At 73.1% G+C, this 23,052-nt stretch carries 18 protein-coding genes and 2 tRNA genes; 6 read left to right on the top strand and 14 right to left on the bottom strand.

What is annotated here, in order from left to right; all coding sequences use genetic code 11:
* Positions 1-70: 70 nt before the first annotated feature.
* Complete coding sequence (locus IE237_RS01690; protein WP_189799979.1) at positions 71-3,079, bottom strand: AfsR/SARP family transcriptional regulator; 3,009 nt, start codon at positions 3,077-3,079, stop codon at positions 71-73.
* Between the two features lie 135 nt (positions 3,080-3,214).
* Here IE237_RS01690 and IE237_RS01695 point away from each other — a divergent pair, with 135 nt between their 5' ends.
* On the top strand, positions 3,215-4,663 hold the full coding sequence (locus IE237_RS01695; protein ID WP_189799980.1) for an AfsR/SARP family transcriptional regulator: 1,449 nt from the start codon (positions 3,215-3,217) through the stop codon (positions 4,661-4,663).
* Positions 4,664-4,790: 127 nt separating this feature from the next.
* Here IE237_RS01695 and IE237_RS01700 read toward each other — a convergent pair whose 3' ends face one another.
* Positions 4,791-5,315 (bottom strand): hypothetical protein, encoded by a 525-nt coding sequence (locus IE237_RS01700; protein WP_189799981.1) that lies wholly within the window; start codon positions 5,313-5,315, stop codon positions 4,791-4,793.
* A gap of 230 nt (positions 5,316-5,545) precedes the next feature.
* Between IE237_RS01700 and IE237_RS01705 the strand changes: the two genes are divergently transcribed.
* Entirely contained in the window at positions 5,546-5,935 is a 390-nt protein-coding gene (locus IE237_RS01705; RefSeq protein WP_189799982.1) for a CBS domain-containing protein, read from the top strand.
* 82 nt (positions 5,936-6,017) lie between these two features.
* Here the strand turns inward: IE237_RS01705 and IE237_RS01710 are convergent, their stop codons facing one another.
* On the bottom strand, positions 6,018-7,487 hold the full coding sequence (locus tag IE237_RS01710; protein ID WP_189799983.1) for a catalase: 1,470 nt from the start codon (positions 7,485-7,487) through the stop codon (positions 6,018-6,020).
* Between the two features lie 152 nt (positions 7,488-7,639).
* On the opposite strand from IE237_RS01710, the gene IE237_RS01715 reads away from it, so the two are divergent.
* Complete coding sequence (locus IE237_RS01715) at positions 7,640-8,059, top strand: Fur family transcriptional regulator (protein WP_055641420.1); 420 nt, start codon at positions 7,640-7,642, stop codon at positions 8,057-8,059.
* Between the two features lie 211 nt (positions 8,060-8,270).
* On the opposite strand, the gene IE237_RS01720 is transcribed toward IE237_RS01715, so the two are convergent.
* The 4 genes from IE237_RS01720 to IE237_RS01735 all read right to left on the bottom strand — a co-directional run bounded on the left by IE237_RS01720 (position 8,271) and on the right by IE237_RS01735 (position 13,597).
* A tRNA-Met gene (locus IE237_RS01720) sits at positions 8,271-8,344 on the bottom strand.
* 63 nt (positions 8,345-8,407) lie between these two features.
* Positions 8,408-10,372 (bottom strand): tetratricopeptide repeat protein, encoded by a 1,965-nt coding sequence (locus IE237_RS01725; protein ID WP_189799984.1) that lies wholly within the window; start codon positions 10,370-10,372, stop codon positions 8,408-8,410.
* Between the two features lie 202 nt (positions 10,373-10,574).
* Positions 10,575-10,648: transfer RNA gene (locus IE237_RS01730), tRNA-Met, on the bottom strand.
* 45 nt (positions 10,649-10,693) lie between these two features.
* Positions 10,694-13,597: a UPF0182 family membrane protein gene (locus IE237_RS01735; protein WP_189799985.1), complete on the bottom strand. Its 2,904-nt coding sequence runs from the start codon at positions 13,595-13,597 to the stop codon at positions 10,694-10,696.
* A 135-nt stretch (positions 13,598-13,732) separates the two neighbouring features.
* Here IE237_RS01735 and IE237_RS01740 point away from each other — a divergent pair, with 135 nt between their 5' ends.
* Positions 13,733-14,284 (top strand): PPA1309 family protein, encoded by a 552-nt coding sequence (locus IE237_RS01740; RefSeq protein WP_189799986.1) that lies wholly within the window; start codon positions 13,733-13,735, stop codon positions 14,282-14,284.
* 63 nt (positions 14,285-14,347) lie between these two features.
* On the opposite strand, the gene IE237_RS01745 is transcribed toward IE237_RS01740, so the two are convergent.
* The 4 genes from IE237_RS01745 to IE237_RS01760 form a co-directional block, all read right to left on the bottom strand.
* A complete protein-coding gene (locus IE237_RS01745; RefSeq protein WP_189799987.1) occupies positions 14,348-15,436 on the bottom strand; it encodes a YlbL family protein in 1,089 nt (362 codons plus the stop codon).
* A gap of 65 nt (positions 15,437-15,501) precedes the next feature.
* Positions 15,502-15,636 carry a hypothetical protein gene (locus IE237_RS41695; protein ID WP_370468150.1) on the bottom strand — a complete coding sequence of 45 codons (135 nt, stop codon included), beginning with the start codon at positions 15,634-15,636 and terminating at the stop codon, positions 15,502-15,504.
* A 287-nt stretch (positions 15,637-15,923) separates the two neighbouring features.
* On the bottom strand, positions 15,924-16,385 hold the full coding sequence (locus tag IE237_RS01755) for a molybdenum cofactor biosynthesis protein MoaE (RefSeq protein WP_189799989.1): 462 nt from the start codon (positions 16,383-16,385) through the stop codon (positions 15,924-15,926).
* Between the two features lie 102 nt (positions 16,386-16,487).
* Positions 16,488-17,597, bottom strand: coding sequence for an SDR family oxidoreductase (locus tag IE237_RS01760; protein ID WP_189799990.1), 1,110 nt, complete (start codon positions 17,595-17,597; stop codon positions 16,488-16,490).
* A gap of 214 nt (positions 17,598-17,811) precedes the next feature.
* Between IE237_RS01760 and IE237_RS01765 the strand changes: the two genes are divergently transcribed.
* The gene (locus IE237_RS01765) at positions 17,812-19,233 is read left to right on the top strand and encodes a zinc-dependent metalloprotease (protein WP_189799991.1); all 1,422 of its coding nucleotides are present in this window, start codon (positions 17,812-17,814) and stop codon (positions 19,231-19,233) included.
* Positions 19,230-19,757: an NUDIX hydrolase gene (locus IE237_RS01770; RefSeq protein ID WP_189799992.1), complete on the top strand. Its 528-nt coding sequence runs from the start codon at positions 19,230-19,232 to the stop codon at positions 19,755-19,757. Before IE237_RS01765 ends, IE237_RS01770 begins: the two co-directional genes overlap by 4 nt.
* Before the next feature lie 51 nt (positions 19,758-19,808).
* Here the strand turns inward: IE237_RS01770 and IE237_RS01775 are convergent, their stop codons facing one another.
* From IE237_RS01775 to IE237_RS01785, 3 genes are read right to left on the bottom strand one after another with little or no spacing between them, the layout of a single operon-like run.
* The gene (locus IE237_RS01775; protein WP_189799993.1) at positions 19,809-20,564 is read right to left on the bottom strand and encodes an AIM24 family protein; all 756 of its coding nucleotides are present in this window, start codon (positions 20,562-20,564) and stop codon (positions 19,809-19,811) included.
* A gap of 19 nt (positions 20,565-20,583) precedes the next feature.
* Entirely contained in the window at positions 20,584-21,264 is a 681-nt protein-coding gene (locus tag IE237_RS01780; protein ID WP_189799994.1) for an AIM24 family protein, read from the bottom strand.
* Positions 21,265-21,275: 11 nt separating this feature from the next.
* The gene (locus IE237_RS01785; protein ID WP_189799995.1) at positions 21,276-22,931 is read right to left on the bottom strand and encodes a TerD family protein; all 1,656 of its coding nucleotides are present in this window, start codon (positions 22,929-22,931) and stop codon (positions 21,276-21,278) included.
* Between the last annotated feature and the right edge of the window lie 121 nt (positions 22,932-23,052).

Here is a 23,052-nt window from a genome sequence, read left to right on the forward strand (position 1 = left end):
GCCGGTAGACATCCGGTCAACGCGCGTAGCGCGAGGGCGGCGGTACGGGTGGTGCGGCGGCGCCGTACCGCTACGGGCTCGGCAGGGCGGCGAGCAGGGCCCGTACGGCCGCCTCCTCCGCGGTGATGCCCAGCCGCGCGTACACCTCGGCCGCGTCCCCGAGGCAGGCGCGGGCCTGGCGGGGCCTCCCGAGGGAGGCGAGCGCCGAGCCGAGGGTGTGCAGCAGGGCCGCCTCCAGGGCCGCGCTGGTCTTCCGGGCGAGCGGCAGCACCGCCTCGGCCGCCTCCGCCGCGAGCGTGGCCCGCCCCGACTCCGCGTGGATCCGGGCGGCGAGGTCGCCCGCCGCCGCCTCGAACACGGCCACCTGGAGCCGGGCGAACTCCTCCCGCGCCCCGGTCGCCGCCGCGAGCGCCCCCTCGGGGTCGCCGCACAGCCGCAGCACCCGCGCCAGGTAGTAGCGCCCGGTCGCGGCCGACACCGGCCCGGTCCCGCTCATCAGCCGTGCCCCGCGCTCGGCGGCCCGCCGGGCCTCGTCCAGGCGCCCGCCGTGCGCCGCGTTGAAGGCGAACTCCCCGAGGGCGCCGCCCTCGGCGCGCTCGGCCCCGAGCGCCCGGAACACCTCGGCGGCCCGCCCGGCGTGTCCGGCGGCCTCCTCGTGCCGGCCGTTCACCCGTGCGTTCCCGGCGAGCGTCAGGAGCGCCTTGGCCCACACCCGGGCGGCGGGTCCCGCGTCGGCGTCGGGGGCGAGGGATTCGCAGAGCACGACCGCGCGGGTGATCTCCTCCCGGGACTCCTCGTAGCGGTTGACGTGCCAGAGCATGCTGCCGCGCACGTACCGGGCCAGCGCCTCGGGCGCGAGGTCGCCCCGGGCCCCGGCCGCCTCGGTGATCCGCGCGGCGAGGGTCGCGATGACGGTCGTCTGGGTCCGTTCGAAGAGGACGGAGCCCATCTTGTCGACGAGTTCGGCCGCCTGGGCGAGCGGCAGGGCCGGGTCCGCGCAGGCGAGGGCGACGGCGGCGGCGTGGACGGGTGCCTGGTCGCGCATCCAGCGGACGGCGTCGGCGCCGGTGGCGAGCGGGCGGCCGGTCCCGGTGACCGGGGTGTCGAGCAGGCTCTGCTCGGCCGGGTCCACCGAGCGGGCGGCGGTGTCGGCGCGGCGGGCGGTGGCCAGGCAGAAGTCGAGCAGCCGTGCCGCCGCCGCGCTCCGCTCCGTGCCGCTCTCCTCCTCGGCCAGCCGGGCGCGGGCGTAGGCGCGGACCAGGTCGTGGTAGCCGTACCGGCCGAAGCCCGGCGAGTGCAGGAGGTTGAGGTCCACGAGCTTTTCGAGGAGCTCGTCGGCCGCCGCCTCGGACCGGTCGAGGAGGGCGGCGGCGCAGGGCAGCGCGACGTCGGGCGCGTCGGGCAGGGCGAGCAGCCGGAAGGCGCGGGCCTCCTCGGGCGTGAGCCGGTGGTACGAGAGCGCGAAGGTGGCTTCGACGGCCCGTTCCCCGTCGTCGAGCGCGGCAAGCCGCCGCTCGTCCCGCAGGCCCTCGGAGAGCGCGGCGAGGGTGAGGCCGGGGTCGGCGGCGAGCCGGGACGCGGCGATCCGCACGGCGAGCGGCAGCCGGCCGCAGGCGGCGACGATCTCCTCGGCGAGGCCGGGTTCGGCCGCCACCCGGTCGGGTCCCGCGATCCGGGTGAACAGTTCGGCGGCCTCGTCGGCGGGGAGCGGGTCGACCCGCAGGTGGTGGGCGCCGGCCAGGCCGGGCAGGCGGGTGCGGCTGGTGACGAGGACCGCGCAGTCGGCGGAGCCGGGCAGGAGCGGCTCGACCTGCTCGGGCCCCGCGGCGTTGTCCAGGACCACGAGGACCCGGCGGCCGGTGAGCACGGAGCGGTAGCAGGCGGAGCGTTCGGCCGTGCCCGGCGGCACGTCCTCGGCGGCCGTCCCGAGGGCCCGCAGGAACTCGGCGAGGACGGCGGCCGGTTCGCGCGGGGTGGGGTCGGCGCCGCGCAGGTCGGCGAAGAGCTGCCCGTCGGGGAAGCGGCCGGCCGCCCGCCGGGCCGCGTGCACGGCGAGGGTGGTCTTGCCGACACCGCCCATGCCGTCGAGCGCGGACACCACGACGGCCCGGCCTCCGGTGCCCGCGAGCCGGTCCGCGAGGGCGTCGACGGCGGGCCCGCGCCCGGTGAAGTCGGCAAGGTCGGCGGGGAGTTGCTCCGGTACGGGCCGGACGGGCGCGGCCGCCTCGGCGGGCCCTTCCGCCGGTCCGCCGAGCAGGGTCGGATCGCCGCGCAGGATCCGCAGCTGGAGCCCGGCGGGCGAGTCGGGCGCGGGGGCGTCGCCGGGGGCGTCCGGGGCACCGGGGCCACGGCGGGTGCCCGGGCCGTCGGGGGCCGTGCGGGGCTCCGGGGGGAGCGACGCGCGGGCGTCCTCGTAGACGGCGAGGGCCTCCGCCGTGCGGCCCGCGCGGTGGAGGGCGCGCATGAGGACGGCGACGAGGCGCGGGCGGCCCGGGTGTTCCAGGCAGAGCGCGGCGGCCTCGGCGGTGAGCGCGGGGCGGTCGTCGAGCTCGGCGTCGAGTTCGAGCCGCCGTTCCACGGCCGTGAGGCGTTCCCCGGCGAGGCGGGCCCGTACCGCCTCGGCATGCGGTCCGGGCAGCCCGGCGAGCGGTTCGCCGTCCCACAACCGGTGTGCGGCGCGCAGCAGTTCCCGTGTCACGTGCGGCGACATGCCGTGCTCCGCCTCGGCGAGCAGCCGCCGCCACTCGGCGATGTCGGTCCCCGCGTCCGGGACGCGCAGGGCGTAGCCGTCGCCGACGCGGACGATCGGCGACTCGGCCAGGTACGGCCGGAACGCGGACCGCAGTCGGTGGACGAGCAGTTGGAGCGCCTTGCGGGGATCGGCCGGGGCGGCTCCGTCGCCCCAGATCCCCTCGGCGAGCACACCGTGGGCGACCGTCCGGCCCGGCGCGTCGAGCAGCACCGCGAGCAGGGCCCGCTGCTGCGGCCTGCCGAGGGCGATCTCCTCCTCCCCGTACCAGGCCCGCAGCGGCCCCAGCAGCGCGAACCTCAGCTCGCCCGTCTCCCTCGTCTCCCCCATGGCCCCCGTCTTTCCCTCTCGTTTCCGCTGGTCGGCGCGGCGCGCCGAGGGGCGGCAACCCCGACGGGCGGCGCGGCCCGGCCGCCTATGATGCGCCACGCAACCCGCGAAGGACTCATGGCTCAGGGGGGTGTCATGGGACTCGATTTCGCCGTTCTCGGCCCGCCGCGCGCGTGGCACGACGGACGGGAACTCGCGCTCGGCCGGCCGCAGCAACGGGCGCTGCTGTGCGCCCTCCTGCTCGCGCCCGGCGAGCTGGTGCCCACGCGGCGGCTGATCACCGCGCTGTGGGGCGAGGACGAGGAGGAGTGGCCCAAGGACCCGGTCGGGCAGATCGGCACGCACGCCCACCGGCTGCGGCGGCTCCTCGGCCGGCCGGACGTCCTGGTCGCCGGGTCGGGCGGCTACCGGCTGGCCGTCGTACGCGAGGCGGTGGACGTCTTCCGGTACGAGGACGAGGCCGGCCGCGCCGCGGCGCTGCTGCGCCGTGCGCCGGAGGAGGCGCGGGAGCTGCTCGTACGCGCCCTGGGGCGGTGGACCGGGACCGCGCTCGACGGGGTGCCGGGGCCGCTCGCGGCGCGCGCCCGGGAACGGCTGGCGGCCTCCCGGCACGCGGCGGGCATGGCGCTGCACGAGGCGGAGCTGGCGCTCGGCCGGCACGCCGGGGTCCTCGCGGCGCTGCGCTCGCTCGTGGCGGAGCGCCCGGAGGACGAGGAGGCGCACCGGCTGTGCCTGCTGGCCCTGCACCGCTGCGGGCGGCGCGCGGAGGCGCTCGCGCTGTTCGAGGCGCTGCGCGAGCGGCTCGACGTCCGGCTCGGGCTGGATCCGGGTGCGGCACTGACGGGCCTCCACGAGCGGATCCGGCGCGACGATCCGGCGCTCGCCGTGGCGGCCGGCGGCCCGCGCCCCTGCCAGCTGCCGCCGGACATCCCGGACCTGGTGGGGCGCGGGGCGCAGGTGCGGGAGGCCGAGCGGCTGCTGCGGTCCGGCGGTGCGGGTGGCGGCGGCCCGGTGGTCGTGGCCCTCTCGGGGCCGGACGGGGTGGGCACGTCCACGCTCGCGGTGCATCTGGCGCACCGGGTGCGGGACGCCTTCCCGGACGGCCAGCTCCATGCGCGGGGCGACGCGCCCGGGGCCGTACGGGAGGTGCTCGCCGGTTTCCTGCGGGCGCTGGGCGAGCGGCCTCCGCGGGGTGCGGGGGCGGAGGAGCTCGGGGCGCGCTACCGGGCGGTCCTCGCGGGGCGGCGGGTCCTGGTGCTGATCGACGGGGTGCCCGAGCCGGGACCGCTGCTGCCGGTCGCGGCGGGGTGCGCCGCCCTGGTGACCGGGGCGGGGGCGGCCCGGGAGGAAGGGGCCGTGCTGCTGCCGGTCGGGCCGCTCGATCCGGACGACGCGTACGAACTCCTCGCCCGGATCGCGGGCCCGGACCGGATCCGGCGGGAGTCGGACGCCGCGCGGGAGCTGGCCGGTCTGTGCGGCCACCTGCCGGGGCGGCTGCGGTCGGCGGCGGCCCGGCTCGCGGCCCGGCCGCAGTGGTCGGTGGCGGACCTGGTGGGGCGCCTCGCGGACGGCGGCCGGTTCTGAGGCGACGGCCCCCCGCCCGGAAGGGCGGCCGCGTGTCGTCCGCCCCTCCGGGCGGGGGCCGTGGACGCGGAGTGGCCCCGGCCGGAGGGGGTCCGGGCCGGGGCCACGTTCGAGGGGGCGGGGCGGGTCAGTACAGGTCGGAGAGGAGCTCGGCCTGGGTCGTCGCGGGGAGGCTCCGCGCGGTCACGCCGGTGAAGGTGCCGCACCGGGTGTTCGTGTACCAGATGTGGAGCCCCTGCTCCCCGGTGACCTGGAGGCAGGCGTAGGCGTACCCGCCCTTGTTCCAGCCCAGCGAGGCGCACTCGCGGCCGTCGGCGCCGCGCACCACGAGCCGGCCGTCGCTCTGCATGACCGCCTTGGTGCCGCAGCCGACCGTGTGGCTGGCCCAGGGGGCCGTGGCCCGGGACCAGTCGCCCGGCGTGGAGGTGCGGTAGAGGACGAGGTTGCCGTCGGCCTGCATGATGAGCCGCGTGTAGCTCGTGCTGACGTGCCAGCCGGGGTACAGCGGCTCGTCGCCCCACAGCGTCTGGGTGCCGGGGTCGTACGCGGCCTGGGCCGTGCCCGTGCCCGTCAGCGTCGCGGCCAGGGCGAGCAGCCCCGCCGCCGCGGCTCCGGCCGTCCTGCGCAGCGTCTTCTTCACGATCGTCGACATCCCCGTCGCCTTCCTGTGGTCCGGTGTGCGTTCCGATCCTCGGAGGCGGCGGTAGACAAACGATGAACGTCCGCTCGCGGGGCACTCGTGCGGGGCGTGCGCGCTCCCCCGGGGCGCCTCGCGCGCCCCCTTGTCGGCCCCTGCTCCCGGTGCCACTCTGAGAGTCCCCCCACTTGTGAACTTGTGAATTCGTTCTCTTTGAAGAATTCACCAAGGAGGTGGCTCCGTCCATGCTCGTCCGTGACGCCATGAGCACGGTGGTCCTCACCATCGGCCCCGCCCACACCCTCCGGCAGGCGGCCCGGCTGATGTCGGCGCGCCGCGTCGGCGCGGCCGTCGTCCTCGACACCGACGCCGGCGGGCTCGGGATCCTCACCGAGCGCGACATCCTGAACTCCCTCGCCCGTGACCAGGACCCCGACCGGGAGACCGCCGGCTCCCACACCACCCGTGACGTCGTCTTCGCCGCGCCCACCTGGACCCTGGCGGAGGCGGCCGAGGCCATGACGCACGGCGGCTTCCGTCACCTCGTCGTCCTCGACGACCGCGGCCCCGTCGGCATCGTCTCCGTGCGCGACATCATCCGCTGCTGGATCCCGGTGCACAGCGTCGCCGGGTAGGCCGCGCCCGGCCCGGGTACGCGAGAGCGGGCCGGACTTCCGTACGGAAGTCCGGCCCGCTCCCTACCTACGGCAAGCGCCCTCAGCCACGCAGGGCCTGGACCGCGGCCTCCAGCCGCTTGCCGAAGTCACCGTCCGCCTGGCGGAAGTTGTCGATCGCCCGCTCGGCGATGTCGTCGCGCGAGACCTTGGCGATGAAGCCGGCCAGGTTCTCGACGAGGCGGCCCTTCTCGCCCTCCGACATCAGACGGTAGAGGGTGCCCGCCTGCACGAAGTCGCTGTCCTCGGCGTGCGAGGAGGCGGCGTGGTCGCCGGTCGCCCCGGTCACCGCGGAGCCGACCCAGAGCGGCCTGTCCGTCTGGTGCGGGCCGCCGAAGCTGTTCGGCTCGTAGTTCTTCGCGCCCTTGTGGCGGCCGTCGTAGAGGAAGCCGTCACGCGAGTGGGTGCGCGCCTCGGTGGCGTGCGGGCGGTTCACCGGCAGGTGGTCGGCGTTGATGCCGACGCGGTAGCGGTGGGCGTCGCCGTACGCGAAGAGACGGCCCTGGAGCATCTTGTCCGGGGAGGGGCCGATGCCCGGCACGAAGTGCGCGGGGCTGAAGATCGACTGCTCGACCTCGGCGAAGATGTTCTCCGGGTTGCGGTTGAGCTCCAGCTTGCCGATCTCGATCGGCGGGTAGTCCTCGTGCGGCCACACCTTGGTGAGGTCGAACGGGTTGAAGCGGTAGTTCGCCGCGTCGGCCGCGGGCATGATCTGGACCTGCACGGTCCAGCTCGGGAAGTCGCCGCGCTCGATGGCCTCGCGCAGGTCGCGCTGGTGCGAGTCCGGGTCCTCGCCGGCGAGGCGGTTGGCCTCGTCCTGGGTGAGGTTCTTGATGCCCTGGTCGGTCTTGAAGTGGTACTTGACCCAGAAGACCTCGCCGGCCTCGTTGTTCCACTGGAACGTGTGCGAGCCGTAGCCGTTCATGTGGCGGTACGAGGCGGGGATGCCGCGGTCGCCGAAGAGCCAGGTGACCTGGTGGGTCGACTCCGGGGAGAGGCCCCAGAAGTCCCAGACGTTGTCCGCCTCCTGCGAGCCCGTGTACGGGTCGCGCTTCTGGGTGTGGATGAAGTCGGGGAACTTGATGGCGTCCTTGATGAAGAACACCGGGGTGTTGTTGCCGACGAGGTCGTAGTTGCCCTCCTCGGTGTAGAACTTCAGCGCCCAGCCGCGGGGGTCGCGCACCGCGTCCGCCGCGCCGAGGTTGCCCGCGACGGTGGAGAAGCGCAGGAAGGTCTCGGTCTCCTTGCCGACCTCGGAGAGGAACTTCGCGCGCGTCCACTGCGAGACGTCACGGGTCACCGTGAAGGTGCCGTAGGCGCCCGCACCGCGCGCGTGGACGACGCGCTCCGGGATGCGCTCGCGGTTGAAGTGGGCGAGCTTCTCCAGGAGGAGCTGGTCCTGCACGAGGACCGGACCGCCGACGCCCGCGGTCTCGCTGTTCTGGTTGTCGGCGACCGGAGCCCCGGCCTCCGTGGTGAGCGGTCCCTGCGTCACGTGCGCCTCCTGCGTCATGTCCTGCGTGTCCTGTCCCGTGGCCCGGATCCCTGCATGAGATCTTGGCCAGTGCCGGTTTCGATCCTACAATGGACAATGTCTAAGTCAAGTGAACTTCCAAAGTCACACCGGTTCGGGACCCCCTTCCCTCGACTGTTAGGCTGGCCCTCATGAGTGACCTGTTGGAACGACTGCGCGGACGCGGCTGGCGGATGACCGCGCAGCGGCGTGTCGTGGCCGAGGTCCTCGACGGGGACCATGTGCATCTGACCGCCGACGAGGTCCACGCACGTGCCGTGACGAGGCTGCCCGAGATCTCGCGCGCGACCGTGTACAACACGCTGGGCGAGATGGTCACTCTCGGCGAGGTCATCGAGGTCGCGACCGACGGGCGCGCCAAGCGGTACGACCCCAACGCCCACCGGCCCCACCAGCACCTGGTCTGCGGCCGCTGCGGCGCGATCCGCGACGTGCACCCGGCCGGCGACCCGCTGGCGGACCTTCCGGACACCGAGCGCTTCGGCTTCACCATCTCGAACGTCGAGGTCACCTACCGGGGCATCTGCCCCAGCTGCGCCACGACGGCCTGACGGCCCGACAGCACGAGAGAACGAGCCCCCGCTCCGGCGGGGGCTTTTTCACGTCCCCTCACACCTTCGGGAGCGCGGACACGACCGAAGCCGGGACACGACGAAGGCCGGACACGACGAAGGCCGGACACGACGAAGGCCGGACACGACGAAGGCCGGACACGACGAAGGCCCGGATCCAAGAGGATCCGGGCCTTCGTTTGCTACTGAGTAGCGGGGACAGGATTTGAACCTGCGACCTCTGGGTTATGAGCCCAGCGAGCTACCGAGCTGCTCCACCCCGCGTCGGTAAAAACGACTCTACGGGACCCCCGTCACCAGCGCAAATCCGTTAACGCGCCGCCCCCGCTACGCCGTGAGCTCCTGGTGCAGCGCCTCGCTCAGCCGCGCCGCCCGCTCGGCGACCTCCGCCGGGCCCAGCTCCACCGCGCGGTCGCACCAGCGACGCCCCTCGGTGAGCTCGCCCCGGCGCGCCGCGAGCAGCGCGAGACGGAGCGCGGCGCGGCCGTGGCCGGCCCGGGCCGCCCGGGTCCACCACAGGGCGGCCTCCCGCTCGCTGCCCTCGCGGGCGAGGAGCAGCCCGAGGTTGAAGGCGCCGTTGCGGCTGCCCGCCTCGGCGGCCTCGCGGTACCAGCGGTCCGCCTCGGCCAGGTCGCCGCGCCCGGCGGCGAGCATCCCGACCCGCACCTGGGCACGCCGGTGGCCCTGCTGGGCGGCCCGCTCGTACCACTCCTCGCACTCGGACTTCTCCTCGCGGGGCGCGCCGAGCACGGCGGGGCCGGGCTCGGGGCGGCGCGCGTCGAGCACCGAGGCGAGCCGGAAGGCGGCCTCGGCGCTGCCGCCGCCCGCCGCGCACCGCAGGTGGCGCTCGGCGGTCTGCTCGTCGCCGTCGCGCAGGGCGGCGATGCCGACCTGGAGCGCGGCCTCGGTGTGTCCGGCGGCGGCGGCCCGCTCGTACCAGACCAGGGCCGTGCGGTCGTCGTCGCGGCCGGCGTGGAGGATGCCCAGATTGAAGGCGGCGTCCACGCTGCCGGCCTCGGCGGCCTTGGAGAACCAGGGCTCGGCGCCGTTGGCGTCGCCCGCCTGGAGGAGCAGGACGGCGAGCGCGTTGGCGGCCTCGCGGTGGCCCGCGTAGGCGGCGCGCCGGTACCACTGCTCGGCCTGCGGGATGCGGTCCTGGGCGGCGCAGAGCAGCCCGAGGTTGTAGGCGCCGTTCACGTCGCCGGCGTCCATGGCGGCCCGGTACCAGCGCTCGGCGGTCTGCTGCTCGCCCCGGGCCGCGTGGAGGGCTCCGAGGGCGTTGGCGGCGTTGCCGTCGCCGTCCTGGGCGGCCCGCAGCCACCACACGGCGGCGCTCTCCTCGTCGCCCGCGTCGCGGAGCAGGAAGCCGAGGGCGCAGGCGGCCTTCGCCTCGCCCTCCTTGGCGGAGCTGAGGTACCAGCGGCCGGCCTCCTTGAGCTCGCCCCGGTGCTCCAGGATCGCGCCCAGGTGGAGCGCGGCCCGCCGGTGGCCGCGCGCGGCGGCCTGCCGGAACCACTGCTCGGCCTCGGCGGCCTCTCCCGAGCCCTCGCCGGCCGGCCCGGGGACGGCGGGCCGGGTGCCGGTCGCGGGCGCGCCGGAGGGCACGATGGCGGCGGTGCCGGGGACTCGGAGCCGGGTGCCGGTCTCGTGCGGTCCGCGGGTGGTCTCGGTGGCGCGGCGCTCCAGGGCGAGGGCGAGGCGGTAGGCGGCCTCGCGGTGGCCCTGTTCGGCGGCGGCGCGCAGCCAGCGCTCGGCGCCGACGTCGCTGCGGTGCTCCAGGAGGTCGGCGAGGGCGTACGCGCCGAGGGCGTGGCCCTGCTCGGCGGCCTGGCGCAGCCAGTACTCGGCGGCCGGTTCGTCGCCGCGCTCGCGGTGGTGGCGGCCGAGGGCGTGGGCGGCGGGGGCGGAGCCGGCGACGGCGGCGACCCGCCACCAGCCGGCCGCCTCCTCGGCGTATCCGCGCTGGTGGAGCAGGACGCCCAGGTTGTTGGCGGCGGCCCGGTCCCCCTCGGCGGTGGCACCGCGCAGGTACGGTTCGGCGCCGTCGAGGTCACCGCGGCGCAGCAGCAGCGCGCCGAGGGCGCTCATCGAGGCGAGGTCGCCGCGCTCGGCGGCGCGCCGGTGGCGAGCCTCGGTCTCGGTCTCGTTCTCGGCGTCGGTCTCGGCGGTGGTGTCGACGGCCGCATCGACGGCCCCGACTGCCTCGATGATCTCGTCTGCGGCGTTTCTGGCGTGCCGCTGCACAAACCGCCCTGTCTCCAACAGAGTTGCCCTGTCCCCCATAAATACCATCGTCGCACCACCCGCAACCCGAGCACACCTGGTATACCGCAGCCAGTGAGGTCACTCAGCGTTTTGTCGACATGCCCACAGAGAGACAAGTCAAACACGACTCACGCCAACTCGCCCCTTCCCTACCGCTCTTCGGCACCCCCAGGCACGCCGACACACGACAAGGGCCCGGATCCTTATGGATCCGGGCCCTTGTCCTGAGTAGCGGGGACAGGATTTGAACCTGCGACCTCTGGGTTATGAGCCCAGCGAGCTACCGAGCTGCTCCACCCCGCGTCGGTGAACCAACAGTATCACGACGCGGGGGTGGAAAACCTCAGGTCAGCCGCCCGACCCGGGCGTCTTCAGCTTCGCCCCGGCCTCGGCGGCCTTCTGCAGCGCCGCCTGGAGGTCCTCCTGAGCCTTGCCGTACGCGGCCCAGTCGCCCTTCTGCAGAGCGGCCTCGCCCGCGTCGTACGCCTTCTGGGCGTCGGCGATCGCCTGCTGCAGCGCGGCGTCGTTCGAGGCGGGCGGCTGGGTCGTGCCGGGCGGCTGCGTGGTGCCCGGCGGGGTCGTCGGCGTGGTGGGCGCCTCCACCCCGAAGACCGCGTTGAGCGCCTTGGTGAGGTTGTCCTCGAACACCGTGGTGTCCTTGGTCGTGTCACCGTCCGGCTGGTCCGCGTCCACGTACGACACCGCGACCTTCTTCAGGAGCGGGTAGAGCGCGTTCCGCCCCTGGGCGTACACCGGCTCCACGTACAGGAACCCGCCGTCGAGCGGCACGGTCAGCAGGTTGCCGTACTGGATGTCCGAGTCGGCGCCCTTCATGTCCCGGACGAACTGGGCCACGGACGGCAGACCGTTGAGCTTGCTCTGCACCTGGGCCGGACCGGGGACGTCCTCGGTGACCCGCAGCAGTCTCAGCCGGCCGTACTCCTTGCTGGTGGCGTCGGCGTCGACCGCCATGAAGCCGCCCAGGTTGGGCCGCCCGTTCGGCGTGAACGTCGTCGTCAGCGAGAAGCGCTGCGCCGTGTCCCCCGGCATCTTCATGCTCAGGTAGTACGGCGGGACCGCGTTGCCGTCCTTGTTGGTCGGGTCGTCCGGCACCTGCCAGGCGTCCGAGCCGCTGTAGAACTGCGCGGGGTCGGTGACGTGGTAGCGGGTCAGCAGCTCGCGCTGGACCTTGAACATGTCCTGCGGGTAGCGCAGGTGCGCGAGCAGGTCGCCCTTGATCGCGGACTTCGGCTGGACCGTGTCCGGGAAGGCCTTCATCCAGGTCTTGAGGACCGGGTCCTGGGTGTCCCACTCGTAGAGCTTCACCGTGCCGTCGTAGGCGTCGACGGTGGCCTTGACCGAGTTGCGGATGTAGTTGACCTGGTTCTGCTGGGCGACGACCGTGCGCTGCTGGTTGCCGACGGTCAGCGAGTCGGCGGTGGTGTCGCCGAGCGTGGTGCGCGAGGCGTACGGGTAGCCGTTGGTCGTCGTGTAGGCGTCGACGATCCACTGGATCCGGCCGTCGACGACCGCCGGGTAGGCGTCGCCGTCGATGGTCAGCCAGGGCGCGACCGCCTCGACGCGCTCCTTCGGCGTGCGGTTGTAGAGGATCCGCGAGCCCTCGCCGATCGCTCCCGAGTAGAGGATCTGCGGCTCGCTGAAGGCCACCGCGTACGCGGCGCGGTTGAAGGTGTTGGAGAGGCTGACGCCGCTCTTCTCCTTGTAGCTGGTGGTCTTCTCGCCGTTCTCCTCGTAGTCCAGCTCCTTCTGGGGGCCGCCCACGATCGAGTACTGGTCGGTCTTCTCGCCGTAGTAGATCCGCTGCTGGTAGGTCCCCAGCGAGCCGGTCGTCGGCAGTCCGGACTCGGTGAAGACCGGGGAGCCGTTGGCGTCCGTCTGCGTGCCCGCGGCCATGATCGCGCCGTAGCCGTGGGTGTAGGTGAAGTGGTCGTTGATCCAGTTCCGCTTCGGGATGCCCTTGATGTTGAGCTCGCGCAGACCGACGACGGTGTCCTTGCCGTTGTAGCGGTCCACGTCCAGGGTCGTCGGGAACTGGTAGTACTTCCGCTTCTGCTCCAGCTGCTGGAACGTCGGCGACACGATGTTCGGGTCGAGGACGCGGTAGCTGGCCGCCGTGTCGGCGTCCGCCCGCAGCTTGTCCTTGGCCTTGACCGTCGACTTGCCCGAGTAGTTCTCGGGCTTCGTCCCGTCGATCGCGTACGCCTTGCGGGTCGCGTCGATGTTCTTCTGGATGTACTGCGCTTCCTTGGCCTGCTCGTTCGGCTGGACCTGGAACTTCTGCACGATGGCCGGGTACAGGCCGCCGATCAGGATCGCGGAGAGGACCATCAGACCGAAGCCGATCACCGGCAGCTGCCAGGTGCGGCGCCAGAGCGTCGCGAAGAACAGCAGCGCGCAGATGATCGCGATGCAGAACAGGATGGTCTTCGCCGGCAGGTACGCGTTGGCGTCGACGTACCGCAGACCCGTCCAGTTGCCGGTGGCCTTGAAGTCACTCGACTTCACCGCCAGGCCGTACCGGTCGAGCCAGTACGCGACGGCCTTGAGCGCCACGAAGAGTCCGAGCAGCACCGAGAGGTGGCCGGTGGCGGCGGCGGTGGCACGCGCGCCCGGGCTGGTGATCCGCAGCCCGCCGTACAGGTAGTGCGTGAGCGCGGCGGCGATCAGCGACAGGATGGCGGCGGCGAAGCCGAACGAGAGGAGGAAGCGGTACCAGGGCAGGTCGAAGGCGTAGAACGACACGTCGAGACCGAACTGCGGGTCCTTCTGGCCGAACTTCACCCCGTTGACCCACATGAGCCAGGTGCGCCACTGGCCGGACGCGGAGGCACCGGCGATCAGGGCCACCAGGGCGGTGACCGCGAGGAGCACCCACTTCTTGAACGGGGCCAGACCCATCCGGTACCGGTCGAGGCTCTGCTGCTCCAGCGACATCGCGCTCAGCGGCGGCCGCAGCCGGTACGCCAGCCAGATGTTGAAGCCGACGGCGAGCCCCATCAGCAGGCCGAAGACCGCGAAGAGGCCGATCTTGGTCCACAGGGTGGTGGTGAACACGGACGAGTACTCGACCGAGCGGTACCAGAGCCAGTCCGTCCAGAACCCGGCGAACATCACGAACGCCATGGCGAGGACGGCCAGCACCCCGAGTGTCATGAGCAGGGTGCGGGCCCGCCGGGACGGCCGGCCGACTCTCACCCTCGGCCCGGACGGGCCCTGGCCACGGTCCGGCATCTGGAAAGCCAACGTGCGCCCCTCGATGTTGATGCGTCTGAAAGCAGGCCCAGCGATCGTAGAGCCCACTGATGCAACTTACTGAGGCTTTACCTAGTTCCCGTCTTCGGGGGAAGAGGAGGCAGGATATTGGTCATGTCCAACGTTTCCCCCTCCGGCCCGGCCATGGCCGCGAGCCCCCTCACCCGCGCGGTGCTCGAGATCGACGAGTACGCGTCGGGCCTCGGCTGGGACCAGCCCGCCCGCCTGTTCGCCCTGGTCGACACCGCACGGCTCCGCGCCCAGGAACCCAAGCTCGCCACCCAGCTCGGCCTGGGCGACGACGCCACCGCCTACACCCCGATCGAGCAGGACAAGCTGCCTCGCGGCAAGGCCCTCGACGAATTCCTCGGCACGATCGCCTGGCCCGCCGCGGTCGCCGGCTGCGCCCTGACCGTGGAGCGGCTCATGCTGCCCCCGTCGGCCGAGGCCCAGGTCCCCCAGGGCCTGAACGAGAAGCAGCTCGCCAAGTGGGTCGCCGCGCACCCGGACCGCCAGGAGGTCCGGATGACCGTGGCGGTGCTGCGGGACGGCGCCCGCGAGGCGGCGATCCGGCTGCGCGAGAAGGACTCCGCGACCGAGGTGCTGACCGGCCCGGACCTGGTGCCGGGGCTCGCCGAGGCACTGGCGGCGACCTTCGAGAGCTGAGCCCGGACGCGAGAGGGGCGCCCGGTCGGTGACCGGGCGCCCCTCTCGCGTACACGCGCGTGCTCAGCTCTTCGAGCAGCTCGGCAGCGACTTCGTGTCGCCCTTGCGGAGCTTCTCCAGCGACTTCGTGGCGTCGTCGATGGTGTCGACCTTGATCAGGGTGAGCCCGTCGGGGGTGTCGGCGGCGGCCGCCTCGCAGTTGTCGGCCGGGGTGAGGAAGTACGCGGCGCCCGCGTCGCGCGCGCCGACCAGCTTCATCTCGATGCCGCCGATCGGGCCGACCTCGCCCTTGTCGTCGATGGTGCCGGTGCCGGCGATGAACCGGCCGCCGGTGAGGCTCTCCGGGGTGAGCTTGTCGACGATGCCGAGGGCGAACATCAGACCGGCGCTGGGGCCGCCGACATCGGCCAGGTTGATGTCGATCGTGAACGGGAAGACGTGGTCGGTGCCGGCCTGGATGCCGACGACGGCCCGGTCGCCCTCCTCGGAGGTGGTGGTCGTGATGACGACCTTCCGGGTGACGGTGGGCTCCTTGCGGGCCTTCTCCGCGGCGGCCGCCTCCTTGGCGGGGACGATCGTGAACTCGACGTCCTGGCCGGGCTTGCGCTTCGTCACCTGCTTGGCGACGTCCGCCTGCTCCTTCACGGGCACGCCGTCGACGGCCTTGATCACGTCCCCGGCGTGCAGCTTGCCCTCGGCCGGGGCGTCCTTGACGACGGTGGCGACGACGACCCGGGCGACCACCGGGACGCCCAGCTCCCCGAGGGCCGCCACCTTGGCGCTCTCCTGGGACTGGCTGAACTCCTCGGCGTTCTCCTGGCTCGACTCCTCCTCGGTCTTGCCGTCCGGGTAGAGGGTGTCGTGCGGCACCACCACGTTGTCGTGGGCGAGCCATCCGTAGACGGCCTCGACGGCGTTCATCTTGTAGTCCGCGCTGGTGACGCGGACCGTCGTCATGTTGAGGTGGCCGTCGGTCGGGTAGGTCTTGCGTCCCGAGATCTGGAGGACCGGTTCTCCCCTGGCCTCGCCGAGGGTGTTGACCGTGGGGCCCGGGCTCATCTCCGCGTACGGCACCGGGATCAGAACGCCCGCGATGAGCAGACAGATCAGGACCAGGGTGGAGGCGAGCATCGTCGCGGTGCGGCGTGGCATGGAACGACAGTACGGGACTCGCCTGTGGGTGCACCCCTGGGGCGGTCCGTACGGGGCGGCCCGCGTCAGCCGGACGGCGAGGTGGTGACCGCGGAGGCCGCCGCGGCGGGCTCACGCTCCGTACGAGCGGAATCGGCGGTCGTGGTGTGGGCCCGCTCCATGGCGTCCCGGAAGCGTGCGTAGCCGGCGAGTTCCGCCACGTCGCCTATGGTCTTGTTCCTCGAAGCCCAGCTTCCCCATATCGCCGCGCCGACGACTGCGAAAAGCGGAATCAGCAACCAGGCCAGCGCTGCCATCCCGACCTCCCATCCCCAGTGAGTTGATCAGCAGACTGTGTCATCTGTGAGGTCAACGCTGGCGCCTGGGGGGCGGTTACGCAAATCGGGCGTTCGGCTACGCCCCGTCGGCGCGTCGCCTTGCCGTTCCTAGCAAGCCCCCACCCTCCCCCAGCCTTCGGCCGGGGGGACCCCCAGCCAGGGGCGAGGGCTCAGCAGGAGCCGACCCACTCGTCCGTGCCGTCCGAGAAGGTCTGGTGCTTCCAGATCGGGACCTCGTGCTTGAGGTCGTCGATCAGCTTCCGGCAGGCCTCGAAGGCCTCGGCGCGGTGGGGGCAGGAGACGGCGACGACGACCGCGATGTCGCCGACGCGCAGGTCACCGACGCGGTGGACGGCGGCCAGGGCACGGACCGGGTAGTTCGCGACGACCTTCTCGGCGACCCGCCGCAGCTCCGCGTCCGCGGTCGGGTGGCAGGAGTAGCCCAGCGCGTCGACGTCCGCTCCGCCGTCGTGGTTGCGCACGGTGCCGACGAACAGCGTCGTGCCGCCGGAGGCGTCGTCTCCGACGGCCCGGAAGACCTCGTCGACCGAGAGCGGGGTGTCACGGATCGCGAGCAGCTTGATCGGGTCGTCCGCTGCCTGCTCGCCGGGGTGGTCGTGCGTCTGCGCCATGCGCCCATGGTGCCGCACGGCTCCGGCTTCCGGTAAGGGACCTTTCGACCTGTGGACGGAACCCTCCGTAGGAGGGTCCTACAAGCGACGTCCGGGCAGGTCCTAGAGGCCCCGCCGCTTCCGCATCTGCCGCACCAGGGCCGCCGTGCCGAGCAGCGCCACCGTCGCACCGGCCGCGCCGGCCGCCGTGGCGTCCTTGCGGCCCAGGCGGCGGCCGGCGACCGTGTGGCGGCCCTCGACCTCCTCCAGGAGCGCGGCGAGGACCTCCTCGTTCGTCCACTTCGGGCGCCAGCCCGCGTCGTGCAGCCGTCCGACGCTCACCACCCAGGGGTGCATGGTGTAGGCGAGGTCGCCCGCCGGGGACGGGGTGAGCCCGATCCGGTGGAGCCGGGCCGCCGTGCCGAGGGCCACCGCGGAGGGCAGCTCCATGCGCCGGATCCCGGAGAGCTCCTCGACCTCCTCCTGTTCGAGCCAGCCCTCGCAGCCGACCGCGAACTCCCCGTCGACCTTCTCCAGGGCCGCGTACTCCAGGGCGCTCACCAGGTCCTCGACGTGGCAGAACTGCCAGGTGGGCCGGGATCCGGCGACGACGAGCAGCCGGGGCGACTCGAAGTAGCGGGTCAGCGCCGTGTCCGTACCGCCGACGAGGACGGCGGGGCGGACCACGGTGACGTGGAGGCCGGGGTGGGCGCGGGGGGCGCGGCGGCCGAGGCGCTCGATCTCCAGCATGTCGCCGACGCCGGTGGCCTCCGCCGTCGCCCTGAGCTCGGCGTCCTCGGAGAGCGGGATGTCGTTGTCGGGCAGGGCGCCGTAGACCATCGCGGAGGTGCAGAGCACCACGCGGTGGACCCCGGCCGCCGCGGCGGCGGTCAGGACGGTCTGGGTGCCGCGCACGTTGTAGGCCGTCCGGGCGGCGGGGTCGGTCTCCAGGTCGAGGTCGACGGCGAGGTGCACGACGACGTCCGCGCCGCGCAGCTTCTCGGCGATGGCCGGGTCGCGCACGTCGAGGATGTGCCACTGCGCCTCGGCGACGTCGCCCCGGCGCTCGTCGATGGCGACGACCCTCTTGATCTCGTCGGACGCGGCGAGGCGCCTGGTCAGCAGGTCACCGACGCCGGAAGCGGCGCCGGTGACCGCGACGACGGGGCCGCGCACGGCGGACCGGGTTGAGTGGTTTCGCGCTCCGCGAACCTGTGGATCTGGGGAACTCACCGGGCGTCTCCAGCGGTTGTCTTCAGTACGGACGCGCATGACGCGTACGGACCAGGTGGCGTCCATCCTGCCGCAGGGCACGCCCCGGCGGAGCACCGAGCCCGATTCCGGCCCGGATGTCTACGCTGGTGGTGTGCGGGGCCTGTCTGGACAGGCCCTGGTCGGGCAGTCGCCGTCGGCAGGAGGCCGGCGGCCCTACGAGCCGAGGAAACCTGTGAGTGACACCCCATTCGGATTCGGCCTTCCGCCGGAGGAGCCGGAGAACGGCGACGAGGGCAAGAAGAAGGACCCCGCCGGAGGTGGCCAGGGGTCCGGTGGCAACCCGTTCGGTGCGAACCCGTTCGGCTTCGGCGGGCTGCCCGGCATGGGCGGTCCCGGAGGCGCGGACAATCCGTTCGCCGCGATGTTCGGCTCCCTGAACCCCAACGATCTGGGTGCGGCCTTCCAGCAGCTCGGGCAGATGCTGAGCTACGAGGGCGGTCCCGTGAACTGGGACATGGCCAAGCAGATCGCGCGCCAGGTGGTGGCCCAGGGCACCGCCGACGGCACCAAGGACGCGAGCGTGGGCCCGGCCGAGAAGTCCGCGGTCGAGGAGGCCGTGCGCCTCGCCGACCTGTGGCTGGACGGCGTGACCTCGCTGCCCTCGGGCGCGAGCACGGCCGTGGCGTGGAGCCGCGCCGAGTGGGTCGAGGCGACGCTGCCGGCGTGGCAGCAGCTCGTGGACCCGGTCGCCGAGCGGGTCGGCTCGGCGATGGGCGACGTCCTGCCGGAGGAGATGCAGGCCATGGCCGGCCCGCTGATCGGCATGATGCGCTCGATGGGCGGCGCCATGTTCGGCCAGCAGATCGGGCAGGCCGTGGGCGCGCTCGCCGGTGAGGTCGTCGGCTCGACGGACGTCGGTCTGCCGCTGGGCCCGGCCGGGCGTGCCGCGCTGCTCCCGCTGAACATCGAGGCCTTCGGCAAGGACCTGGGCGTGCCCTCGGACGAGGTGCGGCTCTACCTGGCCCTGCGCGAGGCCGCGCACCAGCGTCTCTTCGCGCACGTGCCGTGGCTGCGGGCGCACCTCTTCGGCGCGGTCGAGGGGTACGCGCGCGGGATCAAGGTCGACACCTCGAAGCTGGAGGAGGCCGTCGGTCAGCTCGACCCGACGCATCCGGAGCAGCTGCAGGAGGCCCTCCAGCAGGGCATGTTCCAGCCGGAGGACACCCCGGAGCAGAAGGCGGCCCTGGCCCGTCTGGAGACGGCGCTCGCGCTGGTCGAGGGCTGGGTGGACGCGGTGGTCCACGAGGCCGCCAAGTCCCGGCTGACCTCGGCGGACGCGCTGCGCGAGACGCTGCGCCGGCGCCGGGCCTCGGGCGGTCCGGCCGAGCAGACCTTCGCGACGCTGATCGGTCTCGAGCTTCGTCCGCGGCGGCTGCGGGACGCGGCGCGCCTGTGGGCCTCGCTCACCGACGCGCGCGGGGTCGACGGCCGGGACGGGCTGTGGGAGCACCCGGACATGCTGCCGACGGCGACCGACCTGGACGACCCCGACGGCTTCGTGCACCGCGAGCACCTCGACTTCTCCGAGCTGGACAAGATGCTCGGCGAGGCGGCCAAGGGTGAGAACCCCGAGGACGGGGACGCCGGGAAGTGAGCCTCTACGACGACGCGGTCCTCGTGCTGAAGGGGTACGGGGACCAGCCGGAGCTGCGCGATGTCTACCTCGACCATCTCGCCCGGCACCCGGACGGCATGTACAAGCCCTGCGAGGCCGGTCATCTGACCTCCAGCGCGCTGGTGATCGACCCCGACCGGGGGCGGGTGCTGCTGACCCTGCACAAGAAGCTGGGGATGTGGCTGCAGATGGGCGGTCACTGCGAGGAGGGTGACGCGACGCTGGAGGCGGCCGCGCTGCGCGAGGCGGCCGAGGAGTCCGGCATCGCCACGGGCCTCACCCTGCTGCCGGGCGGTCCGGTGCGGCTCGACCGGCATCCGATCCCGGCGCCGTGCCACTGGCACCTGGACGTGCAGTACGCGGCGCTCGCCCCGGCGGACGCGGTGGCGGAGATCAGCGAGGAGTCGCTGGACCTGCGCTGGTTCGCGTACGAGGACGTGGCGGGTGTGGCCGACACGTCGGTGGTCGAGCTGCTGAAGGGCACGCTGGCGCGGCTCGCCTGAGCATGCCCGAGGGGCGGCCTCCGGTGGAGGCCGCCCCTCGGTCGTGGGTGCTCAGTTCCAGGCGTTGTTCTGGTTCTGGGCGTGGGAGCCGTGCTGGCCGGCACCGAACTGGGCGGCGATGCCCTGTCCGATGGCCGCGTTCTGCGGGGGCATGACCTCGCTCGGCTGGACGAGCGCGAAGCCCTGTCCGAGGAAGCTGAGCTCCCAGCCCTCGCCCGTGTCGCCACGGCGGCGGCGGATGCTGGAGTTGGTCGTCTGCGCCTGCATCTGGACGCGCAGTCCGGTGGACCAGGCGACGATGGCGTCCGCGTCGACGCTGACGTACTTCTCGGGCGTGACCTGCATCATCAGCGGCTGCCCGGAGGTCATCAGGGCGACCTTGCCGCGGCCGGAGATGTTCAGCTGGTACTTGCCGGAGCCGGAGATGCCGTACTGGCTGTCGACGGCGATGACCTCGGTGTGGAGGGTCGAGTCGAGCGCCAGGACGTAGGCGCTGTCGACGGTCAGGCCCTCCTGCTCGACCTCCACGACGTGGATGTGCTGGGCGAGGTTGGCGAAGTAGACCGTGCCCTGGCCGGAGCAGCGCATCAGGTCCAGGCCCTCACCGGTGCGGGCCTGGGCCCGGCGCTGGCTCGGGGTCTTGTACTCGCCGTCGAAGTCGACGAGTCCCTGGTACGCGACCATGGCGCCCTTGCGGGCGAGGATGTCGTCCTGCCCGGTGAGGCTGACCCGCAGGAGCTGCGGGTTCTGGATGACGTACCGCTCCTGGCTCTGCTGTTCGGCGTGGTTGAAAAGCGGGCTCTGCATGGTGTGTTCTCGCTCCCCCTCAGCCCCGGACCCGCAGGCGGTCGGTGCTGTCCTCGCTCGGCTGTACGACGACGATGCCCTGGCCCGAGAAGGCCATCTGGTACGCCTCGCCGCTGCCCCGCCCGATGAGGGAGGACGCCTTGAAGCTGCGCTTGCCCTTGACCTTGAGCGCGGGCGACCAGGCGACGAGCGCGTCGGGGTCGACGTACGTCTCGTCCTCGCCGCGGCCGCAGTCGACGACGAGCGGCGTGCCGCGCGAGGTGAGCGCGACCCAGCCGGTGCCGGCGATCTCCACGTTGAACAGGCCCTGGCCGGCGAACTTGGCGAGTCCCTTGACCCGCTCGACGCCCCACTGGAGGTGGGCGTCGAAGGCGAGGACGTTGGTGCCGTTGACCGAGATCGAGTCGTTCTGGAGGTTGATGACGACGACGTCGGCGCCGTAGTCGGCGAGGTAGAGCAGTCCGTCTCCGGAGCACTTCATGATGGGCGCGCCCTCGCCGGTGGCCCACTGCTGGGCGACCTGGCGGACGGCGGGCGGGTTGGGCTCGTAGGTGATGAAGCCCTCGTAGGCGACCATCGAGCCGGTCCGGGCGTACAGGTCCTGGCCGGATGCCATGGCGACCTTGAGCATGGTGCGGCCGTGGTTCTCCATCCGGGCCGCGACGGGGGTCGGGGCGTAGCCCGCGAGTTGCTGGTTCATGACGGGCTCCCTCAGACCTCGTAGGGCTGGACGACGATGAAGTTGCCGGGGGCTCCCCGGAACTGGAGGTTCACGGTCTCCCCGCTGTGGCCCGGGTAGGCGTTGCGGCGCAGCCGCACCTGGCTGGAGAGGATGACCTGGGACGCGGACGACCAGGCGACGACGGCGTTGCAGTCGGCGAAGGTCGTGGGCGTGACGGGCAGGACGACGGGGACGCCGTGGGTCTTCACGACGACGGTGCCGCTGCCCTGGAACTGCATGGTGAACAGGGCGCCGCCGGGGATGCCGTGGCCCTCGATGCGGCGGACCTCGTACTGCAGGGACTCGTCGAACGCGAGGACGTTCTCCGCGGAGACGCAGATGCCGTCGCCCTGGAGCTCGATCGGGTGCAGATGGGCGCCCTCCTCGGCGAGGAAGACCTGGCCGCGGCCGGTGCAGCGCATGAGCTGCATCTCCTGGCCGGTGGCGTTGCCGACGATCCGGCCGGCGAAGCCCGCGCCCTTGTAGCCGAAGTCGACCTTGCCCTGGTACATGACCATGGAGCCCTGCCGGGCGAGGACGGGGACGCCGCCCATGGCGAGGTCGACCCGCATGAGCTGCTGGTTCTGCGGGGTCCAGCGGGCGCCGGTGGCGGTCTCCTTGTACGGCGCGAGCGCGGCGGCGAGCCCCGCTCCGGTGGCAGGCACGCCCTGCGGGACGCCGGGCTGCTGCCCGTACGCCGGGGGCTGCTGCCCGTATGGAGCGGGGGCGGCCTGCCCGTACGGGGCCTGCGGCGGCTGGCCGTGACCGGGGTACGGGCCGGGTGCCTGGCCCGGGATCTGTCCGGGGTACTGGCCGGGAGGCTGTCCCGGGACCTGGCCGTACTGCGGCTGCGGCGGCTGCGGCGGCTGGCCGTACGGGGCGGGGGCCGGCGCGGGCGGCGGCACGGGGGCCGGGGCCATGGGCGCGACCATGGTGGGTGCCGTGTGCACCGGCGGCGCGGGCGGGACGGGCGCCTGCGGGGCCGCGGGCGCGCCGAAGGCGGGCGCGGGGGCCGGGGCGGGCGCCGCGGGCGCGCCGAAGGCCGGGGGCGCCGCGGCCTGCGGCGGCGGGGCGAAGCCGGGGGCCGGGGCCTGCTGCTGCGGGGCGGCGGGCTCCTCCTCGGCGACCTCGCCGCCGAAGTTGCGCAGGAGTGCCTCCAGGCCTCCGTCGAAGCCCTGGCCGACGGCGGCGAACCGCCACACGTCCTTCAGGTAGAAGTCGCCGAGCATCACCGCCCGCTCGGTGGAGAACTCCGCGCCCGTGAACGCGTAGCGCGCGACCTCCTCGCCGCCCGCCACGATCCGCAGGTGACCGGGGCCGACCTGGGACATCTGGCCGGCGCCGTCGATGGTCGCGGTGAACGACAGCTTGTGGATGTTCGCGGGGATGCGGTCGAGGGTGACGCGGAAGGACTCGGTGTCACCGGACTGCGCGCCGAGCAGCTGGATGGACTCCTCGGGCGACTTCGGCTGGTTGAAGAAGACGAAGTAGCGGTCGTCGGAGAGCCGCTCGTCCGCGTCGAGTCCGAAGCAGCTGATGTCGAAAGTCAGTCCGGGCGCCGCGATCTGCACGCCGACGTACAGATCGGTTCCCGCGGTCAGATCACTGATCTTGGCCTTGTGGCCGCGTTGGAATTCCCTGGCCATGCGTAACGACCGTCCCCCATCCCGAATGGCGAATGCTCGCGCCAGGCTAACCGCTGGGCACGACATTGAGACAGGCCAGGTCGTTTTCGGTACGGAATCGGGAAACCCGTGCGGGCGCGAC

The sequence above is a fragment of the Streptomyces tanashiensis genome (genome assembly GCF_014648895.1).
Classification (GTDB): domain Bacteria; phylum Actinomycetota; class Actinomycetes; order Streptomycetales; family Streptomycetaceae; genus Streptomyces; species Streptomyces tanashiensis.